The sequence below is a fragment of the Burkholderia sp. 9777_1386 genome (assembly GCF_015712265.1).
Taxonomy (GTDB): Bacteria; Pseudomonadota; Gammaproteobacteria; order Burkholderiales; family Burkholderiaceae; genus Burkholderia; species Burkholderia cenocepacia.
In genome coordinates, this window is sequence record NZ_JACCQB010000008.1 from 107,236 (window position 1) to 132,650 (window position 25,415).

Genomic DNA, 25,415 nt, shown 5'->3' on the forward strand with positions numbered 1-25,415 from the left:
GGGCTTCACCGCCGGCCGGGCCGGCATTTCAGTCGATACCAACCAAGGAGACGCGAAGTGATCAGGAGCAAGGTGTTGAACGCGATCGTCGGGCTGACGTTTGCCGTCGGCGTCACGGCCGGCGCGCAGGCGCAGGAAACCTACATCCCGCTGATCTCGAAAGGCTTCCAGCATCAGTTCTGGCAGGCCGTGAAATCGGGCGCGATGCAGGCGGCGAAGGACTACAAGGTGAAGGTGACGTTCGAAGGGCCGGAAACCGAGGCGATGGTCGACAAGCAGATCGACATGCTGTCGGCCGCGATCGCGAAGAAACCGGCCGCGCTCGGCTTCGCGGCGCTCGACAGCAAGGCCGCGCTGCCGCTCCTGAAGAAGGCGCAGGCCGAGAAGATTCCGGTGATCGCGTTCGACTCGGGCGTGGACAGCGACATTCCGGTGACGACGGCCGCGACCAACAACAAGGCGGCCGCCGCGCTCGCCGCCGACAAGCTCGCCGCGCTGATCGGCGACGAAGGCGAGGTGGCCGTGGTCGCGCACGACCAGACGAGCCGCACCGGCATCGACCGCCGCGACGGCTTCCTCGAACGGATGAAGTCCGCGCATCCGAAGGTACAGGTCGTGACCGTGCAGTACGGCGAGGGCGACCAGCTGAAGTCGACCGAGGTGACGAAGTCGATCCTGCAGGCGTATCCGAAGCTCAAGGGGCTGTTCGGCACCAACGAAGGCTCGGCGATCGGCGTGGTCAACGGCGTGCGCGAGATGAAGCGCAAGGTCGTGATCATCGGCTACGATTCCGGCAAGCAGCAGAAGGACGCGATCCGCAGCGGGCTGATGGCCGGCGCGATCACGCAGAACCCGATCGGGATCGGCTACAAGACCGTCGAGGCGGCCGTGAAGGCGATCAAGGGCGAGAAGCTGCCGAAGGTCATCGATACCGGGTTCTACTGGTACGACAAGACCAATATCGACGATCCGAAGATCACGGCGGTGTTGTACGACTGAACGTGGCGAATGGTGGCGACGATGCGGGCCGTCGCCGCCGCGGCGATTGAACACGAGGGCATCATGGGCGCAGTGCGTATCGATTCGCATCAGCACTTCTGGCGTTATCGCGCGGCCGACTATCCGTGGATCGGCCCCGGCATGGGCGTGCTCGCGCGCGACTACCTGCCCGACGCGCTGTGGCCGCAGATGCATGCGCAGGCGCTCGGCGCGTCGATCGCGGTGCAGGCGCGCGCCGGGCGCGACGAGACGGCATTCCTGCTCGACCTCGCGCGCGACGACGCACGCATCGCGGCGGTGGTCGGCTGGGAGGATCTCGGCGCGCCGGCGCTGGCCGACCGTGTCGCCGAGTGGCGCAGCCCGAAGCTGCGCGGCTTTCGTCACCAGGTGCAGGACGAAGCCGACGTCGGCGCGTTCGTCGCCGATCCCGGCTTCAATCGCGGTGTCGCGTGGCTGCAGGCGAACGGTTACGTGTACGACGTGCTCGTGTTCGAGCGCCAGTTGCCGGACGTGCGTGCGTTCTGCGCGCGGCACGACGCGCACTGGCTCGTGCTCGATCACTGCGGCAAGCCGGCGCTCGCCGCGTTCGAGCGCGACGACACGGCATTTCCGCGCTGGCGTGCGGCGCTGCGCGAGCTGGGCGCGCTGCCGCACGTCGTGTGCAAGCTGTCGGGGCTCGTGACCGAGGCCGACTGGCGGCGCGGCCTGCGCGGGCAGGATATCCGGCATGTCGAACAGTGCCTCGACGCGGCGCTCGACGCGTTCGGCCCGCAGCGGCTGATGTTCGGCTCGGACTGGCCCGTGTGCCTGCTCGCGGCGTCGTATGACGAAGTGGCGTCGCTCGTCGAGCGCTGGGCCGAATCGCGGCTGTCGGCGGCCGAGCGCGACGCGTTGTGGGGCGGCACGGCCGCGCGTTGCTACGCGGTGCCGGGCGACATGAAGCGCGGCATATAAAATAGGCGCGAGCGGTCTGCCGATTCGTCAGACCGTCCGGAACGAAACCGATTACCAGCGTCAACGTATGTCCATCCAGCCGATTCAGAACCGCCGCCTCTACCAGCAGATCGCCGACAAGCTCAGCGCGATGATCGAGTCCGGCGATTTCCCGCCAGGCAGCTATCTGCCGCCCGAGCGCGAACTGGCCGAACGCTTCGGCGTGTCGCGCACGTCGGTGCGCGAGGCGCTGATCGCGCTCGAAGTGAACGGGCTCGTCAGCGTGCGCGTCGGCGACGGCGTGAAGGTGCGCCACCCGGAAGCGGCTGCCGTGCCCGAACCCGCGCCGGCGCCCGACGCGAAGGTCGCGCCGTTCTCGATCGTCGAAATCGATCCCGAACTCGGCATCGCGCTCGACCTCGATACCGAAATCCCGCCGTTCGCGCTGCTGCAGGCGCGCCGGCTGATCGAGCCGGAAGCCGCGTCGCTGGCCGCGAAGCATGGCTCGGACGCGCAGATCGAAGGGATTCACGAAGCGTTCCTGCGCAACCAGGACGACAACCGCAGCGGCTCGCTCACGCACCCGGGCGACCGGCTGTTCCACATCCGCATCGCGGAAGCGAGCGACAACCCCGCGTATGCGCTGATGATCAAGCAGTTGCTCGCGCACAAGTACGATCTGATGTTCCAGCGGCTGCAGTCGCTGTACATGCCGAACGACATGCCGCACCGGTCCGAACTCGAGCATCGCGCGATCCTCGACGCGATCCGCGCGCGCGACCCGGACGCCGCGCGCCGCGCGATGGCCGAGCATCTCGACGAAGTGATCCGCATCTTCGGCCGCGCGCTCGACTGAGCGCACGAATCGATTTCCTGCATGTCGGGAAGCGGCGCACGCGACGCGGACCCTTCCGGGTGTCGATGCGGCGTCCGCACCGTGCGAGCGCACCGGCCGTCGGGACAGAACGAACGCTGCGCTGCGAGCGACGCGCGCCGGTCGACCGGCACGCCGCTCGCGCGCCGAATGGAGTGTGACGAATGCGCGTGAACGATTGCCACAATTTCCACGACTTCCGCGAACTCGCCAGGCGGCGGTTGCCGGGACCGATCTTCAACTACATCGACGGTGCGGCCGACGATGAAGCCACGTATCGACGCAACACGCGTGCGTTCGAACGCTGCGATCTGGTGCCGAACGTGTTGCGCGGCGTGCGTGATGTCGACCTGTCGGTGACGGTCATGGGGCAGAAGCTCGGCATGCCGGTCTATTGTTCGCCGACGGCGCTGCAACGCCTGTTTCATCATGACGGCGAGCGCGCGGTCGCCGCCGCGGCTGCGAAATTCGACACGATGTTCGGCGTGTCGTCGCTCGGCACCGTGAGCCTGGAAGAAGCGCGTGCGATCAGCCAGGGCCCGCAGGTCTACCAGTTCTACTTTCACAAGGATCGCGGCCTCAATCGCGAGATGATGAACCGCTCGAGGGACGCCGGCGTGAACGTGATGATGCTGACGGTGGACAGCATTACCGGCGGCAATCGCGAGCGCGACAAGCGCACCGGTTTTTCGATTCCATTCCGGCTGACTCTCGCGGGGCTGACCGAGTTCGCGTTGAAGCCGGCCTGGGCCATCAACTATCTGACCCACGAGCGGTTCCGTTTGCCGCAACTCGACCGGCATGTCGACATGGGCGGCGGCGCGATGTCGATCAGCCGCTACTTCACGGACATGCTGGATCCGTCGATGTCATGGGACGACGTCGCCGCGATGGTGCGGGAGTGGAACGGGCAGTTTTGCCTGAAAGGCGTGATGTCGGTCGACGATGCCCGCCGGGCGGTGGACATCGGCTGTACCGGCATCGTGTTGTCGAACCACGGCGGACGGCAACTGGACGGTTCGCGCGCGGCGTTCGATCAGCTTGCCGAGATCGTCGACGCGGTGGGCGACCGGATCGACGTGATGATGGATGGCGGCGTGCAGCGCGGTTCGCACGTACTGAAGGCGCTGGCGTTGGGGGCGAAGGCCGTCGGGCTGGGACGCTATTACCTGTTCCCGCTCGCCGCCGCCGGGCAGCCCGGCGTCGAGCGCGCGTTGCAACTGATGCGGGCAGAGATCGAACGGGACATGCGGCTGATGGGCTGCGCGTCCGTTGCGCAGCTCGGGCGAGATCAGCTGCGCTTTCGCTGACGACGCCGGATTCGACGCCATTCGGGGCGGCGCGTCGGGGGATCGCCTGCTCAGAAGCGATCCGCGCGATACGGCGCCGGGTCGGTGAACGGCGCTTCGCCGGTCATCATCTCGGCGAGCAGGCGGCCGGTGACGGGGCCGAGCGTCAGGCCGTGATGGTTGTGGCCGAACGCGAACCACAGCCCGCGATGCGCGGGCGCGGGGCCGATCACCGGGCGCATGTCGGGCGTGCACGGCCGGAAGCCGAGCCACGGATGCGGGTCGAGCCGCTCGCCGAACCCGAACACCGGCCGCGCGACGCGTTCCGCGCGTTCGAGCTGCACGCCCGTTGGCGGAAGCCCGCGCCGCGCGATCTCGACGCCGGTCGTCAGCCGCAATCCGCGCCGCATCGGCGCGATCACGTAACCGTATTCGCGATCGACGATCGGCGCCGACGGCACGCCGCGCGCGGACGGCGCGTAGTGCATGTGATAGCCGCGCTTCTCGCGCAGCGGAATCTTGTAGCCGAACTTGCCGAACACCGTGTCGGACCACGGGCCGAGCGCGACGACGACGGCCGGCGCGGCCGCCGGGCCGTCGCCGGTCTTCACCTGCCAGCCGGGTGACAGCGCGTCGAGGCTCGCGGCGTCGCCCGTCAGCAGCGTGCCGCCGCCCCGCGCGAACAGCTGCGCATACGCTTTGACGAGCGCGGCCGGATCGACGACGCTTTTCGGGTCGAGCCAGTGCAGCGCGCCGCAGAAGCCCGCCGCGAGGCTCGGTTCATGCGCGAGCAGCGCGGCCGCGTCGAGCGGCGTGATGCCGAGCCCGTGGCGGCGCGCGGTGAGGCCGGCCTCGGCCACGCCGCGTTCGAATGCGGCCGGCGTGCGGAACGCTTCCAGCCAGCCGTTCGCGCGAATCAGTTCGCCGGCGCCGGCCCGGGCGATCAGCGCGTCGTGTTCGACGATGCAGCGTTCGATCAGCGGCAGCATGTCGCGCGAGGCCGCCGCGTGACGCAGCGGCGCCGATTCCCACCAGAACCGCGCGAGCCACGGCGCGAACGCGGGCAGCGACGCGCTGTGCCAGTAGAGGTCGGTCGAGCGATTCAGCGCATAGCGCATCAGCGTGAACGGACTGCGCGGGAACGGGTACGGTTCGACCGACGAGCGCTCGATCAGCCCGGCATTGCCGAAGCTCGTGCCTTCGCCGGGTGCGCCGCGATCGACGAGCGCAACCTTGCGCCCGCGATCCTGCAGGTGCAGCGCGGCGGAGACGCCGACGATGCCGGCGCCGAGAACGATGACGTCGAAATCCATCGATGACGGGAGAGAGGTTGATATAGGTTGCGAGCCGACATCGTGGTCGGAGCGAATACCGCGGGCTGCCCCCGTACGGCTTGTTATTAGGATACTCGCGATGTCATTCGATTCGCAAAATCACTGGGGGTCTGCTGGGCTGCACTTCACGATTTGCGACAATCTGAATTATGCTCGGACGCAAAGTCCAAGGTCAGAGGCCGTCCGTCGGCATTGGACGACTGCGCTCCATTCATGTAACTCCATGATTTAGAATGGAATCGTGAACGGGCCTATGGCGGCGCTCCGGATTGCCGCTGGCCCCTGCGTTTCGCCGACGTTGAGCGCATCGGCCGTGGGCGGGACACCCATCTATCATGCTGGTGGTTGGGGCCTCTTGAGTCGATAGAGATACAAGGATGAAACGGGAACCGGTTGAAGGCGTGCAGCCTGAGGTGTTGCGTTGGGCGAGGGAAACGGTCGGACTGTCGATCGACGAGGTCGCGACCATGCTTCGCGCAGCGCCGAGCGAAGTGGCTGACTGGGAAACGGGCGCCGGGGCGCCGACATACGCTCAACTCGAGAAGCTCGCGTATCAGGTATTCAAGAGACCGCTTGCAGTTTTTTTTCTTCCGGCGCCGCCCGAGGAAAAGGTTCCGCAGCGGGAGTTTCGCACGCTTCCGGAAACGGACATGCGCTCGCTTGCTCGCGACACCTATCTGCAGATCCGGCAAGCGCATGCATTCCAGCTATCGCTCAAAGAGGTGTTTAACGGACGTAATCCTGCGGATAAGTTGATCTGGAAATCCCTGGCGCTTTCGTTGTCGGAGCCTGTATCGGCGCAAGCTCACAAGGTTCGTCGCTTGCTGGGTATCACGCTCGATGAGCAGACCTCGTGGCGTAACGATGATCTCGCGCTCAAACAGTGGCGGAAGGCTATCGAAGACGCTGGTGTCTTTGTCTTCAAGTCGTCGTTCAAGCAGCGCGAGATTTCGGGATTTTGCCTGATGGACGAGGCATTCCCGATCATTTATCTCAACAACAGTACGACGAAGACGCGTCAGATATTCAGTCTTTTGCACGAACTGGCGCATTTGCTCCTGAGCATGAATGGGTTGAGCAAGCTCGATTCCGGCTATATTGATGCGCTTCCGAAAGCGGAGCGGGAAATTGAGCGATTCTGCAACGCCATAGCAGCGGAAGTACTGATTCCACCATCGGCTTTCGACCGCCTCGTGGCAGGACATCCCTCCGACGTTGAATCCGCGCCCGACGAGATGTTCGCCGAACTGGCCAGCTATTTTGGTGTGAGTCGTGAGGCGGTGCTGCGGCGATTGCTGGACCAGGGACGAGTGAGTCAGGCGTTCTACAAACGTAAGGCAACGATCTGGTCAGCGCAGCAGAGAGAGGCGAAGGGAGGAAGCTACTATGCGAATCAAGGCGCATATCTGAGTGACCGCTTTGCTCGGGAGGTCGTCGGACGCCACTATCGGCATCAAATCACGCTTGAGCAGGCCGCGGACTTTCTCGGCATCAAACCCAAAAGCTTTGCCGGATTCGAAGAGCATGTTCTTCATGGGGCCGGTGCATGATTTATGTGTTTGACACCAGTTCCATTCGATCGTTGCAACATTTCTATCCGCGTGTGTTCCGAAGTATCTGGCAGGGCATCGAAAAGCTCGTGGGTCAGAGGCGATTGATTTCGACTAGAGAAGTGTTGAACGAGATCGAGCGCCAGGCTGTCAGTGCAGATGTATTGACGTGGGTGAAAGGCAACCGATCACTGTTCACGACGCCGAGCGCGGACGAATTGCGGTTTGTCGCTTCGATTTTGCAGATCAAACATTTTCAGGCACTTATCGGTCAACAGCAGCGACTCAAAGGGACGCCAGTCGCTGATCCGTTCGTTATAGCGTGCGCCAAGGTCTGTCTGGGGACGGTTGTGACGGAAGAGGGATGGTTGCATGCGGGCGACGGACTTGTGCCTAAACCGCATGCAGCGAAGATACCCAATGTATGCGCGCATTTCGAAATCCCATGCATTGATCTCGAAGAATTCATGCATCAGCAGGATTGGCAGTTCTGACCGACAAGCATCAACTCATCGAGAACAGCTTTCCCCACCGCGCCAGCACGCCCGTATCGACGCCGGCCATCCGCAACGCCTTCCACACGACCGTCGACACCGTGTCGTAAGCCGCGATGCCCGTCGCCTGTTCGAACGGCCCGGCCAGATGCGCGGCATGCAGGTTCGTGCAGAACGTCGCCACCGCATCCGGCCACGCCTGTGCCGTCTTGCGCATCAACGCCGCGAGCTGCGTATCGGGCACGTCCGCGAAGCTGGCGTTGTCGCGCAGCCCGAGATGCCGTTCGGCCACGCAGTCGATGCCGAGCTGCGCATACTGACGCACGATCCGTTGCTGCACGTCGTCGAGATACGGCGTGACGAGGCCGAGCCGCCGCACGCCGGTGCGCTCGAGCAACTCGTTCAGCGCGAGCACCGACGTCGTCGCCGGGATGCCGGTCGCTTTTTCGATGCCGCGGCAAAGCGCGGCATCGCGCTCGAAGCCGAGCCAGCCGGCCGACGTGCCGCTCCAGCCGATCACGTCGACGCGCGCGTCGGCGAGCTGCCGCGCCGCGACGAGGATGTGCGCCGCGTCGAACTGGTCGAGCGCGGCCGCGCTGAGCGCGATCTCGGTCACGGTGAAGCGCGCGAAATGCACGCTGACGTGTGGCAGGCCGGCGACGATCGCGCTCGTCAGCGGCTCGAGCGCGGTGTTCGACGACGGCGTCAGGATGCCGATGCGGATGCGCGGATTCATCGGATGGCCTCCGCTCAGTCGAGCAACTGCCGCACCGCGGCGACGGCCGCACGGCGCAACGCGGCAAGGTCGAGCCCCGGGATCTCGCCGTTGTCCACCACGATCCGACCGTTCACGATGTTGTACTTCACCGGCGCGGGCTCGCCGGCCGCCACCGGCGCGATCGCATGGTCGTGGAAACCGTTGAAGCGCGGTCCGCTCACGTCGTACAGCACGAGATCGGCGGCTTGTCCGACCCCGAGCGTGCCGACCGCATCCAGCCCGAGCACGCGGGCGCCGCCTTGCGTGCCCCAATGCAGCACGTCCTCGATCGTGGTGGCCGACGCGCCGTGCGCCGCGCGATGCACGAGCCACGCGAAATTCGCCTCGTGCGTCATGCTGCCCGATTCGTTCGACGCGACGCCGTCGACGCCCAGCGACACCGGCACGCCGGTCGCCGCCATGCGCGGCGCGGGCGCGATGCCGCTGCCGAGCCGTGCATTGCTGACGGGGCAGTGCGAGCAGCCGGTGCCGGTGTCCGCGAGCATCGCGATCTCGCTCGCCTCGAGATGAACGAGGTGCGCGAACCACACGTCCGGGCCGAGCCATTCGCGCTCGGCGACGAATTCGACGGGCAGCTTGCCGTAGCGCTCGCGGCAGAAATCGACGTAGCGGGTCGTCTCGGACAGGTGCGAATGCAGCCGCAGACCCATGCCGCGCGCCGCCCGCGCGACTTCCGGCAGCAGGTCCGGCGGCAGCGAGAAGGTCGGCGTCGTCGGCGCGACGACCACGCGGCGCATCGATGCCGCGCCCGCGTCGTGATAGCGCGCCTTCAGCCGTTCGATATCCGCGAGCATCTGATCGAGCGTCTCGGGCTGCAGCGCGGTGCCGGCGAACCCCGGATGATCGCCGGCCGCCTGCAATGCGCCGCCGCGGCACAGCACGAAGCGCATGCCGAAGGCGGCGGCTTCGTCGAACAGCAGGTCGCCGGTCTCGGTCGTGCCGCCCGCGTGGTACAGGTAATGATGATCGGCGCAGGTCGTCACGCCGGACAGCAGCAGTTCCGCGAAGCCGAGCCGCGCGGCGATGCGCGCGAGTTCCGGCGTGAAGCGGGCGACGCGCGGATACGGGACGGCGGCAAGCCATGCCTGCAGGTCGGCGTTGATGCCGGCCGGCACGCCTTTCAGCAGGTTCTGGAACAGATGATGGTGCGTGTTGATCCAGCCCGGATAGACGACGCAATGGCTCGCATCGATCACGCGCTCGCCGGGTAGCGGCGCGAGATCGGGTGCGATCGTCTCGATCCGGCCGTCGCGGATGCGCAGGTCGGGCCGGCCGAGCCGCGCGGCGTCGCCGGGGTGGCCGCTCATGACCGCGAGCGGGTGGCGGATCAGCAGCGAAGAACAAGGAACGCTCATGGTCGGGTCTCCTCGGATTCGGATAGTCGGGTCACGGGTTGTCGTGCGCCGCGCGCCGCCGTGAGGCCGCGCGCGGCATGAAGCCGGTCAGTCGCACTCGCGCGCCATCGGGCTGCGGGGCGCGGCATCGGCACGGGCATGCGTTTCAACGGGGGCGCCCGCCGGCACGCCGTTGAGCAACGCATTGAGCAGCACCGACACGAGGCAGGCGATCACGACGCCGCTGTGCAGGAACGGCTGCGTCCAGTCGGGCATGTGCGCGAACACCTTCGGCGCCATCACCGGAATCAGCGCGGTCGCGATCGTGAAGCCGACGATCAGCACGTTGTAGCGGTTGTTCTCGAAATCGACCTTCGCGAGCGTCTGCACGCCGGCCGCGACGACCACGCCGAACATCGCGATACCCGCGCCGCCGAGCGCGGCCGACGGCGTCGACGCGACGATCGCGCCGATCTTCGGCACCAGCGCGACGACGCACATCAGCACGCCGCTGACCGCGACGATCCAGCGGCTGCGCACGCCGGTCAGGATCACGAGCCCGACGTTCTCCATGAACGCGATGAACGGAAACGCGGCGAACGTGCCGGCGATCGCGCTCGCGATGCCGTTCGCACGCAGCCCGCACACGACGTCCTCCTCGCTCACCTGTTTCTCGACGATGTCGCCGATCGCGACGAACAGGCCCATCGATTCGACCATCTGCACGATCATCACGACGACCATCGTCAGCACCGGCACGATCGCGAACACGGGCGTGCCGAAATGGAACGGGTAGGGCACGGTGAACCACGGCGCGGCCGCGACGTTCGTGAAGTTGCCCATCCCGAGCGCGATCGCGAGCAGGCTGCCGGCCACCAGCCCGATCAGCACCGACAGGTTGCGCAGGAACGCGTTCGCGAAGCGGTTGACCGCGAGGATCACGACCGCGACGACGAGCGCGACCGCGAGGAACGACAGCTCGCCGAACTGCAGCTTCGCCGCGTCGCCGCCGCCGGCCCACTGATATGCGACCGGAAACAGCTGCAGCCCGATCACGGTGACGATGCAGCCCGTCACGACCGGCGGGAACAGGCGGCGCAGCCGGCCGACCAGCGGCGCCGCGAAGGTCGTGATGATGCCCGCGCCGATCACCGCGCCGCACACGCCGGCGAACCCGACGCCCGGCGTCAGGCCGATCGCGATCACCGGGCCGACGCTGCTGAACGCGACGCCCTGCAGGATCGGCAAGCGCACGCCGAGCTTCCACACGCCGACCGTTTGCAGGATCGTCGAGATGCCGGAACAGAACAGCGCGGTGCTGATCAGCACGGTCGTATCGGCGGGCGACATCTTCAAGGCCGATGCGACGATCAGCGGCACCGCGATCGCGCCGATATACGCGACGAGCATGTGCTGCAGGCCGAGCGTCAGCATCTGGCGGCGCGGCAGGACCCGATCGACGGGATGTGAAGCAGAGTTCATGGGCGTGTCTCCTGAGGTTCGTTATCGGGCGGGCGCATGGCGCACCCGCCTGGCGTGCCCGTCAGGCCGCGACCGGCGCGGCGAGACAGGCATGGAAACGGTCGGTCAGCGCGGCGCGATCGAGATCGCGGCCGATGAAAACGATGCGCGACGAGCGCGGCTCGCAGCCCCACGCCTGCGCGGCGCGCAGTTCGATCACGCCGTGCACGCCCTGCAGCACGTAGCGCTGCGCGCGACCCTGCACGGCGAGGATGCCCTTCATCCGGAACAGGTTCGCGGTGTCGGCGCGGCGCAGCTCGCCGAGCCAGGCTTCGAGCGCGTCGAGATCGACGTCCGCGTCGACTTCGATGCCGACCGACGATACGCTTGCGTCGTGTTCGTGGTGATCGTCGTGGTCGTCGTGCGGATGATCGCCGTGTGCGTCGTGGCCGTGCGCATGCGTGTGTTCGTGTTCGTCCGCATGCGGCGCCTCGACCGCCAGCCCGTCGCTCTCGACGAGAATCTGCGCGAATTCGTTCGCGCCGATCCCGAGGATGCGATCGAGATCGACCTGCGCGTAGCTCGACGTCACGATCTCGGCGGTGCTGTTCAACTCGCGCAGCCGCGCGGTCAGCGCGCCGACGTCCGTCGCGTCGACGAGATCGACCTTGTTGATGACGATGCGGTCCGCGCAGACGATCTGGTCGACCGCCTGGTTGTCGCGGCCGTCGAGCACGAGATCGTCGAGGTGCGCGCGAATATGCTTCGCATCGACCATCGTGACGACCGCATCGAGCGCGACTTCCTTCGCGATCGGATCGTCGAGAAAGAAGGTTTGCGCGACCGGATACGGATCGGCGAGCCCGCTCGTCTCGACGATGATGTGATCGAGCCGGTCGGGCCGGGCGACCAGCATCCGCACGATCCGCACGAGATCCTCGCGCACCGCGCCCACGCAGCACACGCAGCCGTTCGTCATCTCGTAGATTTCCTCGGTCGATTCGAGCACGAGGCCGCCGTCGATGCCGATTTCGCCGAACTCGTTCTCGATCACCGCGATCTTGCGGCCGTGTTTCTCGCGCAGGATATGGTTCAGCAGCGTGGTCTTGCCCGCGCCGAGGAAGCCGGTCAGCACGGTGACCGGAATCTTCTGGACGTCGCTGTGGGTGGTGTGGATGTGGGTCATGACGCGTCTCCGTTGAGTCGGTTGGGCTGCGGATGGGGCCGTGATTCGCTGTCTTTCCAGCGATGGACGGTGCGGGAATCGAGGTCGAACAGGTCGAGCACGCGGCCGAGCGTGTGGTCGATCATCTGCTCGAGGGACGCGGGGCGCGCATAGAACGCCGGCACGGGCGGCGCGACGATCGCCCCCATCTCGGTCGCGGCGGCCATGTTGCGCAGGTGCGTGAGCGTGTACGGCGTTTCGCGTGCGAGCAGCACGAGCCGGCGGCGTTCCTTGAGCGCGACGTCGGCGGCGCGCGCGATCAGGCCCGCCGACAGCCCGCTCGCGATCTCGGCGAGCGTCTTCATCGAGCACGGCGCGACGATCATCCCGAGCGTGCGGAACGAGCCGCTCGCGATCGGCGCGGCGATGTCGTCGCTGCGGTACAGCACGCTCGCGCGCGCGGCGACGTCGGACAGCTTGAAATCGGTCTCGTGCGCCATCGTCAGCGCGGCGGCGCGGGACACCACCACGTGCGTCTCGATGTCGAGTTCGCGCAGCAGCGCCAGCAGCCGTATCCCGTACACGAAGCCGGACGCGCCGCTGATGCCGACCACGAGCCGCCGCGCGCTCATCGCGGCGCTCCGGCGAGTTGCGCGACGAGATGCGCGGCACGCTGCATTGCAGCGTCGCCGACCCGGGCGCGCACGCCGTCGAAGCGCGCGCCGCGGGTCGCGTCGACGCCCATTCGCGACGTCGTGCCGTCGGCCGACGACGATGGGTCGAGCGGGCTGCCGGGCAGCCCGTCGACGACGAACAGGTCGCGATGCGGCTGGAAGTGCGTCGCGATCGCCCACAGCACCTGCGCGTCGTCGGTGATGTCGATGTCGCTGTCGACCGCGACGACGTTCTTCAGGTACGGGTCCCAGCCGAGCAGCGCGAGCATGATCTGGCGCGCCTCGCCGTCGCGCGACTGCTTCAGCGCGACGTAGCAGTGAAAATGCGTGCCGGAATTCGGATAGTGGATCGTGGTGACGGCCGGAAAGCGCGCCTTGAGCTTCTCGCTCATCTCGGCTTCGCGCGGCAGCCGCGCGAGTGTCAGGTGTTCCGCGTACGGGCCGCCGACGACGTCGACGAGCCATGCGTCGTCGCGCCGCATCATCGTGTCGACGCGCAGCACGTTGTTGGTCGAGCGATCCGACGAATAGCCGGTGAATTCGCCGAACGGGCCTTCTTCGGCGTGCGCATCGGGATCGATCGTGCCCTCGAGCACGAACTCGGCGGCGGCGGGTACGCCGATGCCGTGGCGCGGTGTGCGCACGAGCTGCAACGGCGCGCCGAACAGCCCGCCCGCGATCGCGCGTTCGTCCGCGCCGAACGGCACGCGCGCGGCGGCCGCGAGCATGACGAGCGGATGTGCGCCGATCACCATCGCGACTTTCAGCGTGTCGCCGCGGGCTTTCGCGGTTTGCAGCATCCGCCACAGATGGCCGCGCGAATGCAGGCTCGTCGCCAGCGCGTTGCGCGCGTGCGGCATCGAGCGGTGATAGCTCAGGTTCGCGATGCCCGTCACCGGATCTTCGGCGACGATCACCGCGTTGGTCACGTATGGCCCGCGATCGGTTTCGAAGTGGCGGATCATCGGCAGGTGCGCGAGATCGACCGCGTCGCCTTCGACCACATGATCGAGCACGGGGCCGTGCGGCACGACGACCGGCGCGACGGGCGCGTTCGCGCGCTGCTGCCACGCGTCGAACAGCCCGTTCGCGTCGACGCCGAACAGCCGGCCGATACGCGTGCGGGACGCGAAGACGTTGGTGACGAGCGGCGTCGACAGGCCGTCGATGCGCTCGCAGACGAGCATCTCGTGCCGGCCGCGCGCGGCGAGCGACGCGACGACGGCGGTGACGTCCTGGTCGGCGGACAGCGGCTGCGCGATCGTCAGCACGTCGTCCGGAAAGCGTTCGCGATAGGCGGTCGCGAAGTGATGAAAATCCTGCTGCTCGGCGAAAAGGCTCGACGCCATGATGCACTCCGTCGGATGCGGAAGGGAAAAGGCCGGACCGCGTGCACGGCGGCACGCGGTCCGGGCGCCGGCGCGTTACACGTAGGTCGCCGTCAGGCGCTTCCGTGCTTCGTCGAGATCCTTCGGCGGCCTGGTCGGCTCGATGCCGACGAGGCGGGCGATGTTGTTGCCCATGTAGTCCTCGAGGCCGTCCTCGTCGAGATCCATCCCCTGCGGCGCGGGCCCGCACAGCATTTCCAGCTCGCGCAGCCACATGCCGGGCTCGTTCGGCGGCGAATCGGTGCCGAACACGATCTTGTTGCGCGGCAGCTCGCGCGCGAATTCGACGATCCGCGACTGGTAGCACCAGCCCGATTCGCAATACACGTTCGGCGTGTCCATCGCCATCCAGAACGCTTCGAACGAATAGTTGCCGCCCGTCTGGATGCCGAAGTGACCGATGATGAAGTTCACCATCGGAAACTCGCGGATGATCGGGTAGAACTGCGTCGGAATCGTGTACGGCCCGTCGCCCGTATGGATCAGCACGACGGTGTTGTACTTCGCGCACACCTTCATCGCGGGGCGCAGCCAGTCGAGCGCGCGGTCCGGCCGGTAGCCGTGCATGTTCGCGTGCAGCTTCACCATCTTGAAGCCGTACTCCCTGATGTGGAATTCCAGCTCCGCCGCACCGTTTTCCGGGCCCCAGCGCGGGTTGTACGTGAAGTTGCCGATGAAGCGGTCGGGGTACTTCTGCGTGAGTTCGGCGATGTACGCCATGTAGTCGCGAATGCCGTCGCGGCCGCGGCGATTGCCGTCGCGATAGCCGGTGTTGCCGGGCGGCGGCTGGATGAACCCCATGTCGATGCGGCGCGGCTTGCCGTTGATGATGTACGGGCCGTCCATCATCTTCAGCAGGCGTTCGCCGGTGAACGGTTCGCCGGTATGGCGCCACGCCTCGTCGACGAGGTTGGTGGGGTGCAGGTGCGTATCGATGATCATGCAATGCTCCGGAATCGGGAGAGAGGGGCGCGCGTCAGGCGGCGAGCAACGCTTTCGCTTCGTCGACGGTGCGCGGCGCGGGCGTCGGTTCGAGGCCGATCATGCGCGCCGTGTTGTTGCCGAGGTAATCCTCGAGCGTGTCCTCGTCGAGATTCATCCCTTGCGGCGGGTCGAAGCACAGCACTTCGAGCAGGCGCAGCCACATGCCCGGTTCGTTCGGCGGCGTGTCGGAGCCGAACAGGATCTTGTGCTTCGGCAGCACCTTCGCGAATTCGACGATGCGCGATTGCAGGCACCAGCCCGATTCGCAATACACGTTCGGCAGATCCATCGCGAGCTGGAACGGCTCGAAGCAGTAGACGCCGCCCGTCTGCACACCGAAGTGCGCCATGATGAAATTGACCGTCGGGAATTCCTTGATCATCGGCACCCACTCGGTCGGGATGCTGTACGGGCCGTCGCCGGTATGCAGCTTCACGAGCACGCCGAGTTCCGCGCATTTCTTCAGCGCGGGACGCAGCCAGTCGAGCGCGCGGTCGGGCCGATACGCATGCATGTTGGCCTGGAATTGCACCATCTTGAAGCCGAGCTTGCGCACGTAGTGATCGATCGCGTTCACGCCGTTCTCCACGCCGCAGCGCGGGTTGTAGACGAAGCAGCCGATGAAGCGGTCGGGATGCCGGCGCACCATCTCGACCGTGTACGCCATGTACGCGTCGATCGATTCGGTGCCCGATTTTTCGCCGTCGGTATACGTATAGATGGTGTTGCCTTGCGGCGGCTGGATGAACGCCTTGTCCACGCGGCGCGGCTTGCCGTTGATGAGGAACGGGCCGTTCATCGTCTCGATCAGGCGTTCGCCGGTGAACGGCGGGCCGTCGTGGCGCCACGCGAGGTCGACGAGATTCGTCGGGTAACAGCTGGTGTCGATGATCATCTACTCGATCTCCTTGAGAGGAACCGGAAAAGCCGGTTGCCGGGTCGCGGGCAGGCACGTCGATGAAGCGACCTGTCGGTCGGATTCATGCGGCCCTTTGCAAGGCGCTTTTTTTTCGCGCCTTCCCCTCGCCGGCATCGAGTGACACACTGCGGCGTGCACTGCTGCTTGAGACCGAGTGTCACAAGCCGAATGTGCTCTGTACAATATTTTTTACTGACGCTCTTGATACGTTTGCGATATGGACATGCGTGTGTTGCGTTACTTCGCGGTGCTGGCCGACGAACTGCATTTCGGGCGCGCCGCCGCGCGGCTCCATATCTCCCAGCCGCCGCTGAGCCAGCAGATCCGGCTGCTGGAAGAGCAGCTCGGCACCGCGCTGTTCGTGCGCTCGCAGCATCGCGTCGCACTCACGGAGGCAGGGAAAACACTGAAGGAACAGGTGCCGCTGATCGTCGCGCAGTTCGATCGCGCGATCGATCTGACGCGGTGCGCGGGGCGTGGCGAAGTCGGGCGCCTCGCGGTCGGCATCATCAGCTCGGCGATGGTCGCGCCGATCCCACACGCGTTGCGCGTGTTCGCCGAACGCCATCCGCACGTGCACTGGTCGCTGCACGAGATGACGCCGGCCGCGCAGATCGATGCGCTGAAGGAGAAGCGGCTCGACGTGTGCTTCTTCCGGCTGTTCCAGGACGATCCGTCGATCCGCAGCGAGATCGTCGTGCGCGAGACGGCCGTGGCCGTGCTGCCGCCAGGCCATCCGCTCGCATCACGCGCTGCGATCGCGCTCGGCGAGCTGGCCGGCGAGCAGTTCGTGTCGTTCGGCCTGCGGCATTCGCAACTGGCGCGCTTCCTGCAGCAGAGTTGCGTCGATGCGCGCTTCACGCCGCGGATCGCGCACGAGGTCGTCGAGGTGCACACGCTGCTGTCGCTGGTGCGCGAAGGGCTGGGCGTCGCGCTGCTGCCGGCGTCGTCGCGGCAGATCTCGACGGGCGGCGTCGCGTTCGTGCCGCTGTTGCCGCCGGCGCTCGAGGTATCGCTGCAGGCGCGTTACCGCGCGGACGATACGTCGGCGGTGCTCGGCGCATTTCTCGATACCGTGCGCGAGGTCGCGGCGGAATTCACCGCCTGAAGCGCGCGGGTCAGCGCGCGAGCGATTGCATGACCAGCGCGCCGATCGCGTCGATCAGCGGTTTCACGCGTGCGTGCCGCTCGCGCGGCCAGATCGCATGGAGGTTGTAGTGGGTCGGAATCGCGATCGTGCAGAGCTCGACGAGCCGGCCGTCGCGCAACGCATCGGCGGCGAGCAGCCCGCGCACCAGTCCCGCGCCGCACCCTGACGCCAGCGTCGCGACGAGCCCGGCCGCGTTGTCGAACACGGCGATCGTCTCCGGTTCGACGGGCGCCAGCCCGGCCGCTTCGAGCCACGGAATCCACGAACGCTTCGTATAGCCGAGCAGCGGCAGCTCCAGCACCTGCTCGGGCGCGAGCGGCGCGGCGAGCCCGTAGCGGGCGAGCAGTGCCGGTGCGGCCATCGCGGTCAGCCGGTCGGGGCAGACCAATGCGCTGTCCACGCCTTCCCATTCCCCGTAGCCATAGCGCAGCGCAATATCGACACGATCGAACGCATCGCGGTCGTGGCGCGGCGCGGACAGCACCGTCAGCGTCGTGCCGCCGAGCGTGCGCATCAGTTCCGGCAGCCGTGCGGGCAGCCAACCCTGCATCAGTTCGGGATCGACGTCGAGCCGGAGCGACGGCGCGGTCGTGCGCCCCTTGACCGACGACAGCGCGCGATCGATCTGTTCGAGCCCGTCCGACAACTGGTTCGCGAACAGCGTCCCCGCGTCGGTCAGGATCACGCGGCCGCCGGCCCGCGCGAACAGCGGCTGGCCGATGAATTCCTCGAGCGAGCGGATCTGCTGGCTGATCGCGCTGTGCGTGAGCGCCAGCTGACGCGCCGCGCTCGAAAAACTGCCGACCCGCGCGGCCTGCAGGAACGCCTGCATCGACTGGATCGAAGGGTATCGCTTGAGCATCTGTTAGTCCGACTGACAGGGATTCGACGAAATGATCGCTGGCGTGGCCGCCCATCGCGTTTCGATAATGCTCCGAAACCGCGCACCGCCCCATGAATGCGAATCAGGAGACTGCACATGATCGACATCGTCGTGAACGATACACGCCATTCGCTCGAGAATGTACCGGACGACATGCCGTTGCTGTGGGTGCTGCGCGACCGGCTCAGGCTCACCGGCACGAAGTTCGGCTGCGGCAAGGGCCTGTGCGGCGCGTGCACCGTGCATCTCGAAGGGCAGGCCGTGCGGTCGTGCCTGATCCCCGCTGTCGCCGCGAACGGGCGGCACGTGACGACGATCGAAGGGCTGTCGCCGGACGGGCGCCATCCGCTGCAGCTTGCATGGGTGGCGGAGGACGTGCCGCAATGCGGCTATTGCCAGCCAGGGCAGCTGATGCAGGCCGCCGCGCTGCTGAACGGCGGGCAGCCGGTGGATGACGCGGCGATCGTGTCCGCGATGTCGGGCAACATCTGCCGCTGCGGCACCTATGCACGGATTCACCGTGCGATCAGGCGTGCGGCCGCCGGCGATCCGGCGTTGAAGGCTGCCGCCGAACCCGTGAAGGAGGCGTGACATGCGCGACGATCACGCAACGGATGCACCGAGCACCGACGACACGCCGCGTCGTCGCTTTCTCAGACAGACTTCCGCGCTGTTCGCCGCCGGCATCGCGATCGGTTTCCGGATGCCCGATGCGGCCGCCGCGGGCAAGCGTGCGAGCGGCGATCCGCATCCGTCCGCGGGCGAATTCGAACCGAACGCATGGGTGCGCGTGCTGCCCGACGACACGATCAAGCTGGTCGTGCACAAGCACGATTCGGGCACCGGCACGCGTACCGCGCTCGCGGCGGTGGTGGCGGAGGAACTCGACGTCGATCCGTTTCGCGTCGACGTGATCACGCCGGAAGATCCGTTCTTCGCCGACTACATCCATCCGCTGTGGAAGGTGTTCTCGACCGGCGGCAGCACGAGCGTCGCGATGGAATACGAGCGGTTGCGTCGCGCGGGTGCGACTGCGCGGGCGATGCTGGTGGCCGCGGCGGCGCGGCAATGGAGCGTGCCCGCCTCGACGTGCACGACGGCCGATGGCGCCGTGCTGCATGCGGCGAGCGGGCGCCGTGCGACATACGGGTCGCTTGCGCAGGCCGCCGCGCAACTGCCCGCACCGACGCAGGTCGCGCTGAAGGACCCCGCGCAGTTCCGCTACATCGGCAAGCTGCGCAGCAAGCGCGGCGCCGCGCAGAAGGCCGATGGTTCGTTTCCGTACAGCATCGACGTGTCGCTGCCCGGGATGCGGGTGGCCGTCGTCACGCGCGCGCCGGTGATCGACGGCCGCGTGCGCCGCGTCGACGCGAAGGCCGCGCTGGCGATTCCCGGCGTGCGCGAGGTATTGCAGATTCCGCCGCGCCCCGACGTGCTCGGCGGCAACCAGGCCGGCGTCGCGGTGCTCGCGGACGATTACTGGTCGGCCCACAAGGGACAGGCCGCGTTGACGATCGAATGGGAGGACAGCCTGTTCGAGACGTTCGACAGCGGCACGCTCGCCGCGCGTCAGGCAGCGTGGATCGACGATCCGACCGCGCGCGTCGTACCGACGATCGCCGACGGCGATCCCGCGCATGCGAAAGCGCCCGACGCACGCATGATCGAAGCGTCGTATTCGATGCCGCACAAGGCCGCGAATCCGCTGGAACCGATCAACCTCACCGTGTGGGCGCGCGACGGCGGCATCGAATACTGGGGCGGGCTGCAGGTGCCGTCCACCGCGATGGAAGCGGCCGACGTGATCGGCGGCATTCCCGCACATCGCGTGACGTTGCACGAGCTCGTGTCGGGCGGCAGTTTCGGCGCGCGCGAAGCGAAGTACTGGCTGTTCGAGGCGACGTGGCTCGCGGTGAAGACGGGCAAGCCCGTGAAGCTGATGAACAGCCGCGAGGACGAGATGCGCGCGTTGTTCTATCACGCGGCGAGCCACCACCGTGCGCGTGCGGTGCTCGATGCGCAGGGCAATCTCGCGTCGCTGTGGCTGCGTGGCGTGATGCCCGCGTCGCCGCAGCAGTGGGAGCCCGGTTATCTCGAGCGCACCGACCGGATGGATTTCAGCACGACCGAAGCGCTCACCAAATGGGAGTTCGCGTACCGTGCGCCGCATCGCGATATCGGCTGGATCCGCATGGAGACGGGCGTGCCGACCGGCTGGTTTCGCGCGGTGAGCTACATCCCCAACGTATTCGCCGTCGAATCGGTGATGGACGAAGCCGCGCATGCGGCGAAGCGCGACCCGGTCGAATTCCGGCTCGCGCACATGCATGACCGGCCACGTCATGCGGCCGTGCTGCGGGAGGCCGCGCGGCGTGCCGGCTGGGGGCAGCCGCTGCCGGACGGCGTCGCGCTCGGCGTGGCGACGAACCAGGCGTACGACAGCTATGTCGCGGTGGTCGCGCGGGTCGTGCGCCAGGACGGCGCGGTGAAGGTGGAGAAGCTCACGTGCGTGGCCGATTGCGGGATCGCGGTGTCGCCGTCGGGCGTCGACGAGCAACTGTACGGCGGGCTGATGTGGGGGCTCGGCCATGCAACCGCCGATCGCATCGATTTCAAGCACGGCCGCGTGCAGCAGTCGAATTTCGATACGTATCGCGTGATGCGGATGCGCGACATGCCCGACACCGACATCCATGTCGTGCAGGGCGATCCGGTGAAGCCGGGCGGGGTGGGGGAACTGTCGAGCCCCGCGGTGACGCCTGCGATCGCGAATGCGGTGTTCAGGCTGACGGGCACGCGGTTGCGGGAGACGCCGTTCGATTTGTCGGCGTTGACATAGCACGCGAAAGACAGTCGCGGCGACGCGCAGCATGCGCGGCGGGGATTGTTTCGCACGATCAGGCGCTTCGCACGGGGCATGCCGTACCGGGGCCCGGCTAACGAATCATCGCGCGCCATGCGGCCGAGAATTGCCGCGCGGCGACGAAGCACGCGGCGTCGTCGCTGGGCGAGCCGATCAACTGCACGCCGACCGGCAGTTCACCCGACGCGAAGCACGGTGCGCTGACGACCGGCAGCCCCGCGAATGAAATCGGTTGCGTGAGCAGGCCGAGCGCCTTCGCGGGGGCGAGCGCGACGCCGTTGATATCGACGGTTGCGTCGGCGAAGTGCGGCGCCGCGCACGGCGTCGCAGCGGCCAGCAGGACGTCGTAGCACGCGAACAGCGCTTCGAGGCGCGTGCGCCACGCGGCACGGCAGGCGAGCGCCTCGCGATACACGGCGCCGGGAACGGCGAGGCCGATTCCGATGCGCGAGCGCAGGTGTTCGGATACGAGTGCCGCCGGCCCGTCGAGCAACCCGCTATGGGCGCGTGCCAGCTCCACATTCGAGATCACGAGCGCCGCTTCGCGCACGTTCGCAACTTCGTCGCTGCCGACAGACACCGATTCGCGCGCCCGCAGGCAGGCGGCCACGCGCCGGACGGCGCGTTGCGCATCCGCATCGGCATGTGTTTCGAAATCGCCAGTCAGCACGGCGACGCGTAGCGGCACGCCCGGATCGCGCACCGGCTTCGAGCGCGGCGCATGGGCTTCGCACAGCGTGTCGTACAGCACCGCGAGATCGTCGATATCGTTCGCGAACCCGCCGACGGTATCGAGCGATGCGGCATACGGCAGGCAGCCGGTCCGCGACAGCCGCCCGTCGCCGGGGCGGAATCCCCATACGCCGCACAGCGCCGCCGGCGCGCGAATCGATCCGTTCGTATCGCTGCCTAGCGCGAGCGGCACGTATCCGGCGGCAACCGCGGCGGCGGAGCCGCTCGACGAGCCGCCCGTCATGCGCGTCGGGTCGGCCGGCAGGTGCACCGCGCCGTAGTGCGGATTCACGCCGGTGGCGCCGCATGCGAGTTCGTCCATGTGGGTTGCGCCGATCGGGACCGCGCCGGCCGCACGCAATCGTGCGACCGTTGCCGCGTCGGCGCTGGCGGGTGGCAACGCGGCGCGCGCGGGCGATCCCGCGACCGTCGGGTAGCCCGCCACGTCGACATTCCACTTCACGAGGAACGGCACGCCTGCCAAGGGGCCCGGGTCGTCCCCGTCCCGCACGAGGCGGTCGACGCGCAGCGCGTCGCGCCGTGCCCGTTCGTCGAAAGTGCGTGCGCAGGCATTGATCGCGTCATCGCGCGCGGCGATGTCGGCGAGCACGGTTTGCACGAGCGACTCCGCGCTCACCCGCCCGCTGCGCACGCCCGCCGCCAATGCCAGCGCACTGCGCATCGAAGGCGCCGCGCTCATGAGCGCACCATGAGCCGACGCGGAATCGCCAGGATCAGCGCGGCGGCGGCGAACAGCGTGAAGGCGAGCAGCGCGACACCGAGTTCGGTGCTGCCGGTCAATCCCGTTGCATAGCCCATCAGCGTCGGCCCGACGAATCCCGCGACGGCCGCGCCGATATTGACGAGCCCGGCGCCGCCCGCGGCCGCTTCGCCCGCGAGAATCCGCGACGGCAGACTCCAGAACATCGCGAGCGTGCTCATGATGCCGGCCACACCCGCGGTCAGGCACGCGACCGCAAGCACGGGATGCGCGCGCATTCCGAGGCTCGCGAGCAACGCAACGCCGCCGAGCGCGACCGGCAGCGCCGTATGCCAGCGGCGCTCGCCGGTTCGCACCGAATGCTGCGCGTTCGCGACCATGGCGACCGACGCGACCAGATACGGGAAGGCGCTGATCAGCCCGATTTCGAGGTTGTTCAGCGATCCGAGCGCCTTGACCATCGTCGGCATCCAGAACACGAGCCCGTAGTTGCCGACGTTGTAGAGGAACGACGTCGCGAACAGCAGCCACAGGGTCGGCTCGCGCAGCGCAGCGCCGAGCCGGGTACGCTTGCCGGCCGCTTCCTGAGCCATTTCCGCGTGGATCATCCGTTTTTCCGTATCGGTCAGCCAGGCTGCATCGTCGATCCGTTCCGTCACGCGGGCGAGCAGATAGCCGCCAAGCACGATGGCGGGCAGGCCTTCGATCAGGAACATCCACTGCCAGCCGCGCAACCCGAAGCCGCCGTGCGTGGCGTCCATGATCCAGCCGGACAGCGGGCCGCCGACGATCACGCCGAGCGGCATCGCGAGAAACAGGAACGCCATGACCTTCGCGAGCCGGTGCGACGGAAACCACACGCTGAAGTACGCGATCACGGCCGGAAAGAAGCTTGCTTCGGTCACGCCGAGCAGGAAGCGCAACGCATAGAAGCTCGCGGTGTCGCGGGTCGCGAGCGTGGCGACCGACACGACGCCCCACGTCAGCATCGATCCGGCGAGACAGCGCTTCACGCCGATCCGCCGCACGAGCCAGCCGGCCGGCACCTGCAGCAGCAGGTAGCCGACGAAGAACAGGCCCGCGCCGACGCCGTAGGCCGCGTCGGTGAGATGCAGGTCGGTCACCATCTGAAGCTTCGCGAAGCCGACGTTGACACGGTCGAGATAGCCGAAGAAATAGCAGACCAGGATCAGCGGAATGATGCGTCGGCTCAGGCGCGCATAAAGTGCGTCGAGCCCGGGCGTGGCGGATTCGGCGTGCGGCCTCGAGCCGCGGTGCAAGCCGCGCGGCGTGGCGGCGCCGTTGGGATTCGTCATGGTGACTCCGTGCAGGTTGACTCGGGGCCGGTTGTCGCGATCGCGCGAGCGCGCGTCGCCGCCAGGCGATCCTGGACGTCGCGGCGCAGCGCCCGGCCGGGACGCGCGCCGGTGTGACGGCCATGTTCGAGCACGGCCCGTCCGTTGACGAAGACGTGTTCGATGCCTTCGGGGCGTAGCGTCGGGCTCGCGAACGTCGCGCGATCGATCACGCGTGCCGGATCGAACACGACGAGATCGGCGTAGTGACCGACCGCGAGCCGTCCGCGCCGTGCGATGCCGAACTGCTCGGCTGTGAGGCCCGTCATCTTGCGCACGGCGGTTTCCAGCGGGAACAGGCCGCGCTCGCGGGAGAATTCGCCGAGCACTCGCGGGAACGTGCCCCACAACCGCGGATGGGGGCGCTTGTCGTTGGGCAGTCCATCCGAGCCGACCATCGTCAGCTCGTGCCGAATGATGCGCTCGACATCCGCCTCGTCCATGACGAAGTAAATCGCGCCGGCGGGGCGTAGCGCGTCGATTGTGGCGTCCACCGAATTGCCGAACAGCGGCAGCAGTTCGTGGAAATCGCGGCCCGCGAGTTCGGGATGCGGCTTCGACCAGCCGAGAATCACGCGGGACGACTGACGGACGCGATCCGCGCGCAGCATCGTCGACGTGGCCGGATACGGATGACAGTCGAGACACAGCGGTTGCAGCTTGCGCCGCGCGTCGATATGCGCGAGCGTTTCGACCGAGCGGCCGTGGTTGGCCTTGCCGGCCACCTTGTGATGCGACAGCACGACGCGCACGTCGAGCGCGCGGCCGATCGAGAACGCTTCGTCGAGCGATGCGATGATCGCATCGGTTTCGTCGCGCAGGTGCGTCGCGAATACGCCGCCCGTCTCGCGCAGCGGCGCGCACACGTCGATCAGTTCTTCCGTCGGCGCGCCTGCCGCGGGCGGATAGAAGGTGCCCGACGAGACGCCGAACGCACCGGCCGCCATCGCTTCGCGTACGTCGGCCGCCATCGCCGCGATTTCGGCTGCGCTGGCCGCGCGGTCGAGATCGGCCATGTGCCGCACGCGCAGCGTCGAGTGGCCGATCAGGGCCGCCGTATTGACGGCGGCGGGCGTCGCGTCGAGTGCGTCGAGATAGGCGCGAAAGGACGGGAAGCGGAACGCCTGCCACGCGCCCAGCAGGTCGAGCGGCTGCGGCACCTCGCGGTTGGCGAGCAGCGGGGCGAGACTGATTCCGCAATTGCCGGCGATCACCGTGGTGACACCCTGCGCAACTTTCGGCTCGACGTCGGGATCGGTCAGCACGAATGCGTCATCGTGCGTGTGACTGTCGATGAAACCCGGCGCGACGACGAGGCCGCCCGCATCGAGCGTGTGCGAGGCCGTCGCGCCGCCCAGATCGCCGATCGCGGCGATGCGCTCGCCCGTTACGCCGAGATCGGCCTCGAAGCGTGCGGCCCCGGTGCCGTCGATCAGCTCGCCGCGACGCAGGATCACGTCGAAATGCATGGTGGTTCCTCCAGAATCCGCGCGGAGCCGGGCCGCGCCCGTTTCCGTCGTTCATGTTCGCCACCA

At 67.4% G+C, this 25,415-nt stretch carries 22 protein-coding genes; 9 read left to right on the forward strand and 13 right to left on the reverse strand.

The genetic code is table 11. The features are described from left to right. The first annotated feature begins 57 nt into the window (after window positions 1–57). From H0X91_RS09295 to H0X91_RS09310, 4 genes are all read left to right on the forward strand, one after another. A complete protein-coding gene (locus H0X91_RS09295; protein WP_006484743.1) occupies window positions 58–999 on the forward strand; it encodes an ABC transporter substrate-binding protein in 942 nt (313 codons plus the stop codon). A 63-nt stretch (window positions 1,000–1,062) separates the two neighbouring features. Then, window positions 1,063–1,953: an amidohydrolase family protein gene (locus H0X91_RS09300; RefSeq protein WP_012493519.1), complete on the forward strand. Its 891-nt coding sequence runs from the start codon at window positions 1,063–1,065 to the stop codon at window positions 1,951–1,953. A gap of 67 nt (window positions 1,954–2,020) precedes the next feature. Next, window positions 2,021–2,788 (forward strand): FadR/GntR family transcriptional regulator, encoded by a 768-nt coding sequence (locus tag H0X91_RS09305; RefSeq protein WP_006484716.1) that lies wholly within the window; start codon window positions 2,021–2,023, stop codon window positions 2,786–2,788. A 182-nt stretch (window positions 2,789–2,970) separates the two neighbouring features. After that, a complete protein-coding gene (locus H0X91_RS09310; protein WP_006484756.1) occupies window positions 2,971–4,116 on the forward strand; it encodes an alpha-hydroxy acid oxidase in 1,146 nt (381 codons plus the stop codon). A 50-nt stretch (window positions 4,117–4,166) separates the two neighbouring features. Here H0X91_RS09310 and H0X91_RS09315 read toward each other — a convergent pair whose 3' ends face one another. Further along, window positions 4,167–5,408, reverse strand: coding sequence for an NAD(P)/FAD-dependent oxidoreductase (locus tag H0X91_RS09315; RefSeq protein WP_006498776.1), 1,242 nt, complete (start codon window positions 5,406–5,408; stop codon window positions 4,167–4,169). A 398-nt stretch (window positions 5,409–5,806) separates the two neighbouring features. Here H0X91_RS09315 and H0X91_RS09320 point away from each other — a divergent pair, with 398 nt between their 5' ends. Both H0X91_RS09320 and H0X91_RS09325 read left to right on the forward strand, forming a co-directional pair. After that, the gene (locus H0X91_RS09320; protein WP_196432969.1) at window positions 5,807–6,979 is read left to right on the forward strand and encodes an XRE family transcriptional regulator; all 1,173 of its coding nucleotides are present in this window, start codon (window positions 5,807–5,809) and stop codon (window positions 6,977–6,979) included. After that, window positions 6,976–7,473 (forward strand): PIN domain-containing protein, encoded by a 498-nt coding sequence (locus H0X91_RS09325; protein WP_012493518.1) that lies wholly within the window; start codon window positions 6,976–6,978, stop codon window positions 7,471–7,473. The genes H0X91_RS09320 and H0X91_RS09325 overlap by 4 nt, the downstream gene beginning before the upstream one ends. 10 nt (window positions 7,474–7,483) lie before the next feature. Here the strand turns inward: H0X91_RS09325 and H0X91_RS09330 are convergent, their stop codons facing one another. The 8 genes from H0X91_RS09330 to H0X91_RS09365 all read right to left on the reverse strand — a co-directional run bounded on the left by H0X91_RS09330 (window position 7,484) and on the right by H0X91_RS09365 (window position 16,152). Next, window positions 7,484–8,209 carry a maleate cis-trans isomerase family protein gene (locus tag H0X91_RS09330; RefSeq protein WP_062884921.1) on the reverse strand — a complete coding sequence of 242 codons (726 nt, stop codon included), beginning with the start codon at window positions 8,207–8,209 and terminating at the stop codon, window positions 7,484–7,486. Window positions 8,210–8,223: 14 nt separating this feature from the next. After that, window positions 8,224–9,606, reverse strand: coding sequence for an amidohydrolase family protein (locus H0X91_RS09335; protein WP_006484764.1), 1,383 nt, complete (start codon window positions 9,604–9,606; stop codon window positions 8,224–8,226). Between the two features lie 87 nt (window positions 9,607–9,693). Beyond that, complete coding sequence (locus H0X91_RS09340) at window positions 9,694–11,067, reverse strand: nucleobase:cation symporter-2 family protein (protein WP_196432970.1); 1,374 nt, start codon at window positions 11,065–11,067, stop codon at window positions 9,694–9,696. Window positions 11,068–11,128: 61 nt separating this feature from the next. Beyond that, complete coding sequence (locus H0X91_RS09345) at window positions 11,129–12,232, reverse strand: CobW family GTP-binding protein (protein ID WP_048985080.1); 1,104 nt, start codon at window positions 12,230–12,232, stop codon at window positions 11,129–11,131. Then, window positions 12,229–12,843, reverse strand: a complete 615-nt coding sequence (locus tag H0X91_RS09350; RefSeq protein WP_006484736.1) for a UbiX family flavin prenyltransferase — start codon at window positions 12,841–12,843, stop codon at window positions 12,229–12,231. Before H0X91_RS09350 ends, H0X91_RS09345 begins: the two co-directional genes overlap by 4 nt. Beyond that, window positions 12,840–14,234 carry a UbiD family decarboxylase gene (locus tag H0X91_RS09355; RefSeq protein WP_196432971.1) on the reverse strand — a complete coding sequence of 465 codons (1,395 nt, stop codon included), beginning with the start codon at window positions 14,232–14,234 and terminating at the stop codon, window positions 12,840–12,842. The genes H0X91_RS09350 and H0X91_RS09355 overlap by 4 nt, the downstream gene beginning before the upstream one ends. A gap of 75 nt (window positions 14,235–14,309) precedes the next feature. Beyond that, on the reverse strand, window positions 14,310–15,215 hold the full coding sequence (locus H0X91_RS09360) for an amidohydrolase family protein (RefSeq protein WP_034202000.1): 906 nt from the start codon (window positions 15,213–15,215) through the stop codon (window positions 14,310–14,312). 34 nt (window positions 15,216–15,249) lie between these two features. Beyond that, window positions 15,250–16,152, reverse strand: a complete 903-nt coding sequence (locus H0X91_RS09365) for an amidohydrolase family protein (RefSeq protein WP_006498781.1) — start codon at window positions 16,150–16,152, stop codon at window positions 15,250–15,252. A gap of 241 nt (window positions 16,153–16,393) precedes the next feature. Between H0X91_RS09365 and H0X91_RS09370 the strand changes: the two genes are divergently transcribed. Further along, window positions 16,394–17,284 (forward strand): LysR substrate-binding domain-containing protein, encoded by an 891-nt coding sequence (locus H0X91_RS09370; RefSeq protein WP_006484720.1) that lies wholly within the window; start codon window positions 16,394–16,396, stop codon window positions 17,282–17,284. 10 nt (window positions 17,285–17,294) lie between these two features. On the opposite strand, the gene H0X91_RS09375 is transcribed toward H0X91_RS09370, so the two are convergent. Beyond that, the gene (locus H0X91_RS09375; protein WP_006498783.1) at window positions 17,295–18,188 is read right to left on the reverse strand and encodes a LysR substrate-binding domain-containing protein; all 894 of its coding nucleotides are present in this window, start codon (window positions 18,186–18,188) and stop codon (window positions 17,295–17,297) included. Between the two features lie 117 nt (window positions 18,189–18,305). On the opposite strand from H0X91_RS09375, the gene H0X91_RS09380 reads away from it, so the two are divergent. Continuing rightward, complete coding sequence (locus H0X91_RS09380) at window positions 18,306–18,800, forward strand: (2Fe-2S)-binding protein (RefSeq protein WP_006484745.1); 495 nt, start codon at window positions 18,306–18,308, stop codon at window positions 18,798–18,800. Window position 18,801: 1 nt separating this feature from the next. Next, window positions 18,802–21,048 carry a xanthine dehydrogenase family protein molybdopterin-binding subunit gene (locus tag H0X91_RS09385; protein WP_196432972.1) on the forward strand — a complete coding sequence of 749 codons (2,247 nt, stop codon included), beginning with the start codon at window positions 18,802–18,804 and terminating at the stop codon, window positions 21,046–21,048. A gap of 97 nt (window positions 21,049–21,145) precedes the next feature. Here H0X91_RS09385 and H0X91_RS09390 read toward each other — a convergent pair whose 3' ends face one another. The 3 genes from H0X91_RS09390 to H0X91_RS09400 are packed head-to-tail and all read right to left on the reverse strand — an operon-like array spanning window position 21,146 to window position 25,349. Beyond that, window positions 21,146–22,486, reverse strand: a complete 1,341-nt coding sequence (locus H0X91_RS09390; RefSeq protein ID WP_196432981.1) for an amidase family protein — start codon at window positions 22,484–22,486, stop codon at window positions 21,146–21,148. Between the two features lie 14 nt (window positions 22,487–22,500). Further along, window positions 22,501–23,841 carry an MFS transporter gene (locus H0X91_RS09395; RefSeq protein ID WP_048985074.1) on the reverse strand — a complete coding sequence of 447 codons (1,341 nt, stop codon included), beginning with the start codon at window positions 23,839–23,841 and terminating at the stop codon, window positions 22,501–22,503. Further along, window positions 23,838–25,349 carry an N-acyl-D-amino-acid deacylase family protein gene (locus tag H0X91_RS09400; RefSeq protein WP_006498787.1) on the reverse strand — a complete coding sequence of 504 codons (1,512 nt, stop codon included), beginning with the start codon at window positions 25,347–25,349 and terminating at the stop codon, window positions 23,838–23,840. The genes H0X91_RS09395 and H0X91_RS09400 overlap by 4 nt, the downstream gene beginning before the upstream one ends. Between the last annotated feature and the right edge of the window lie 66 nt (window positions 25,350–25,415).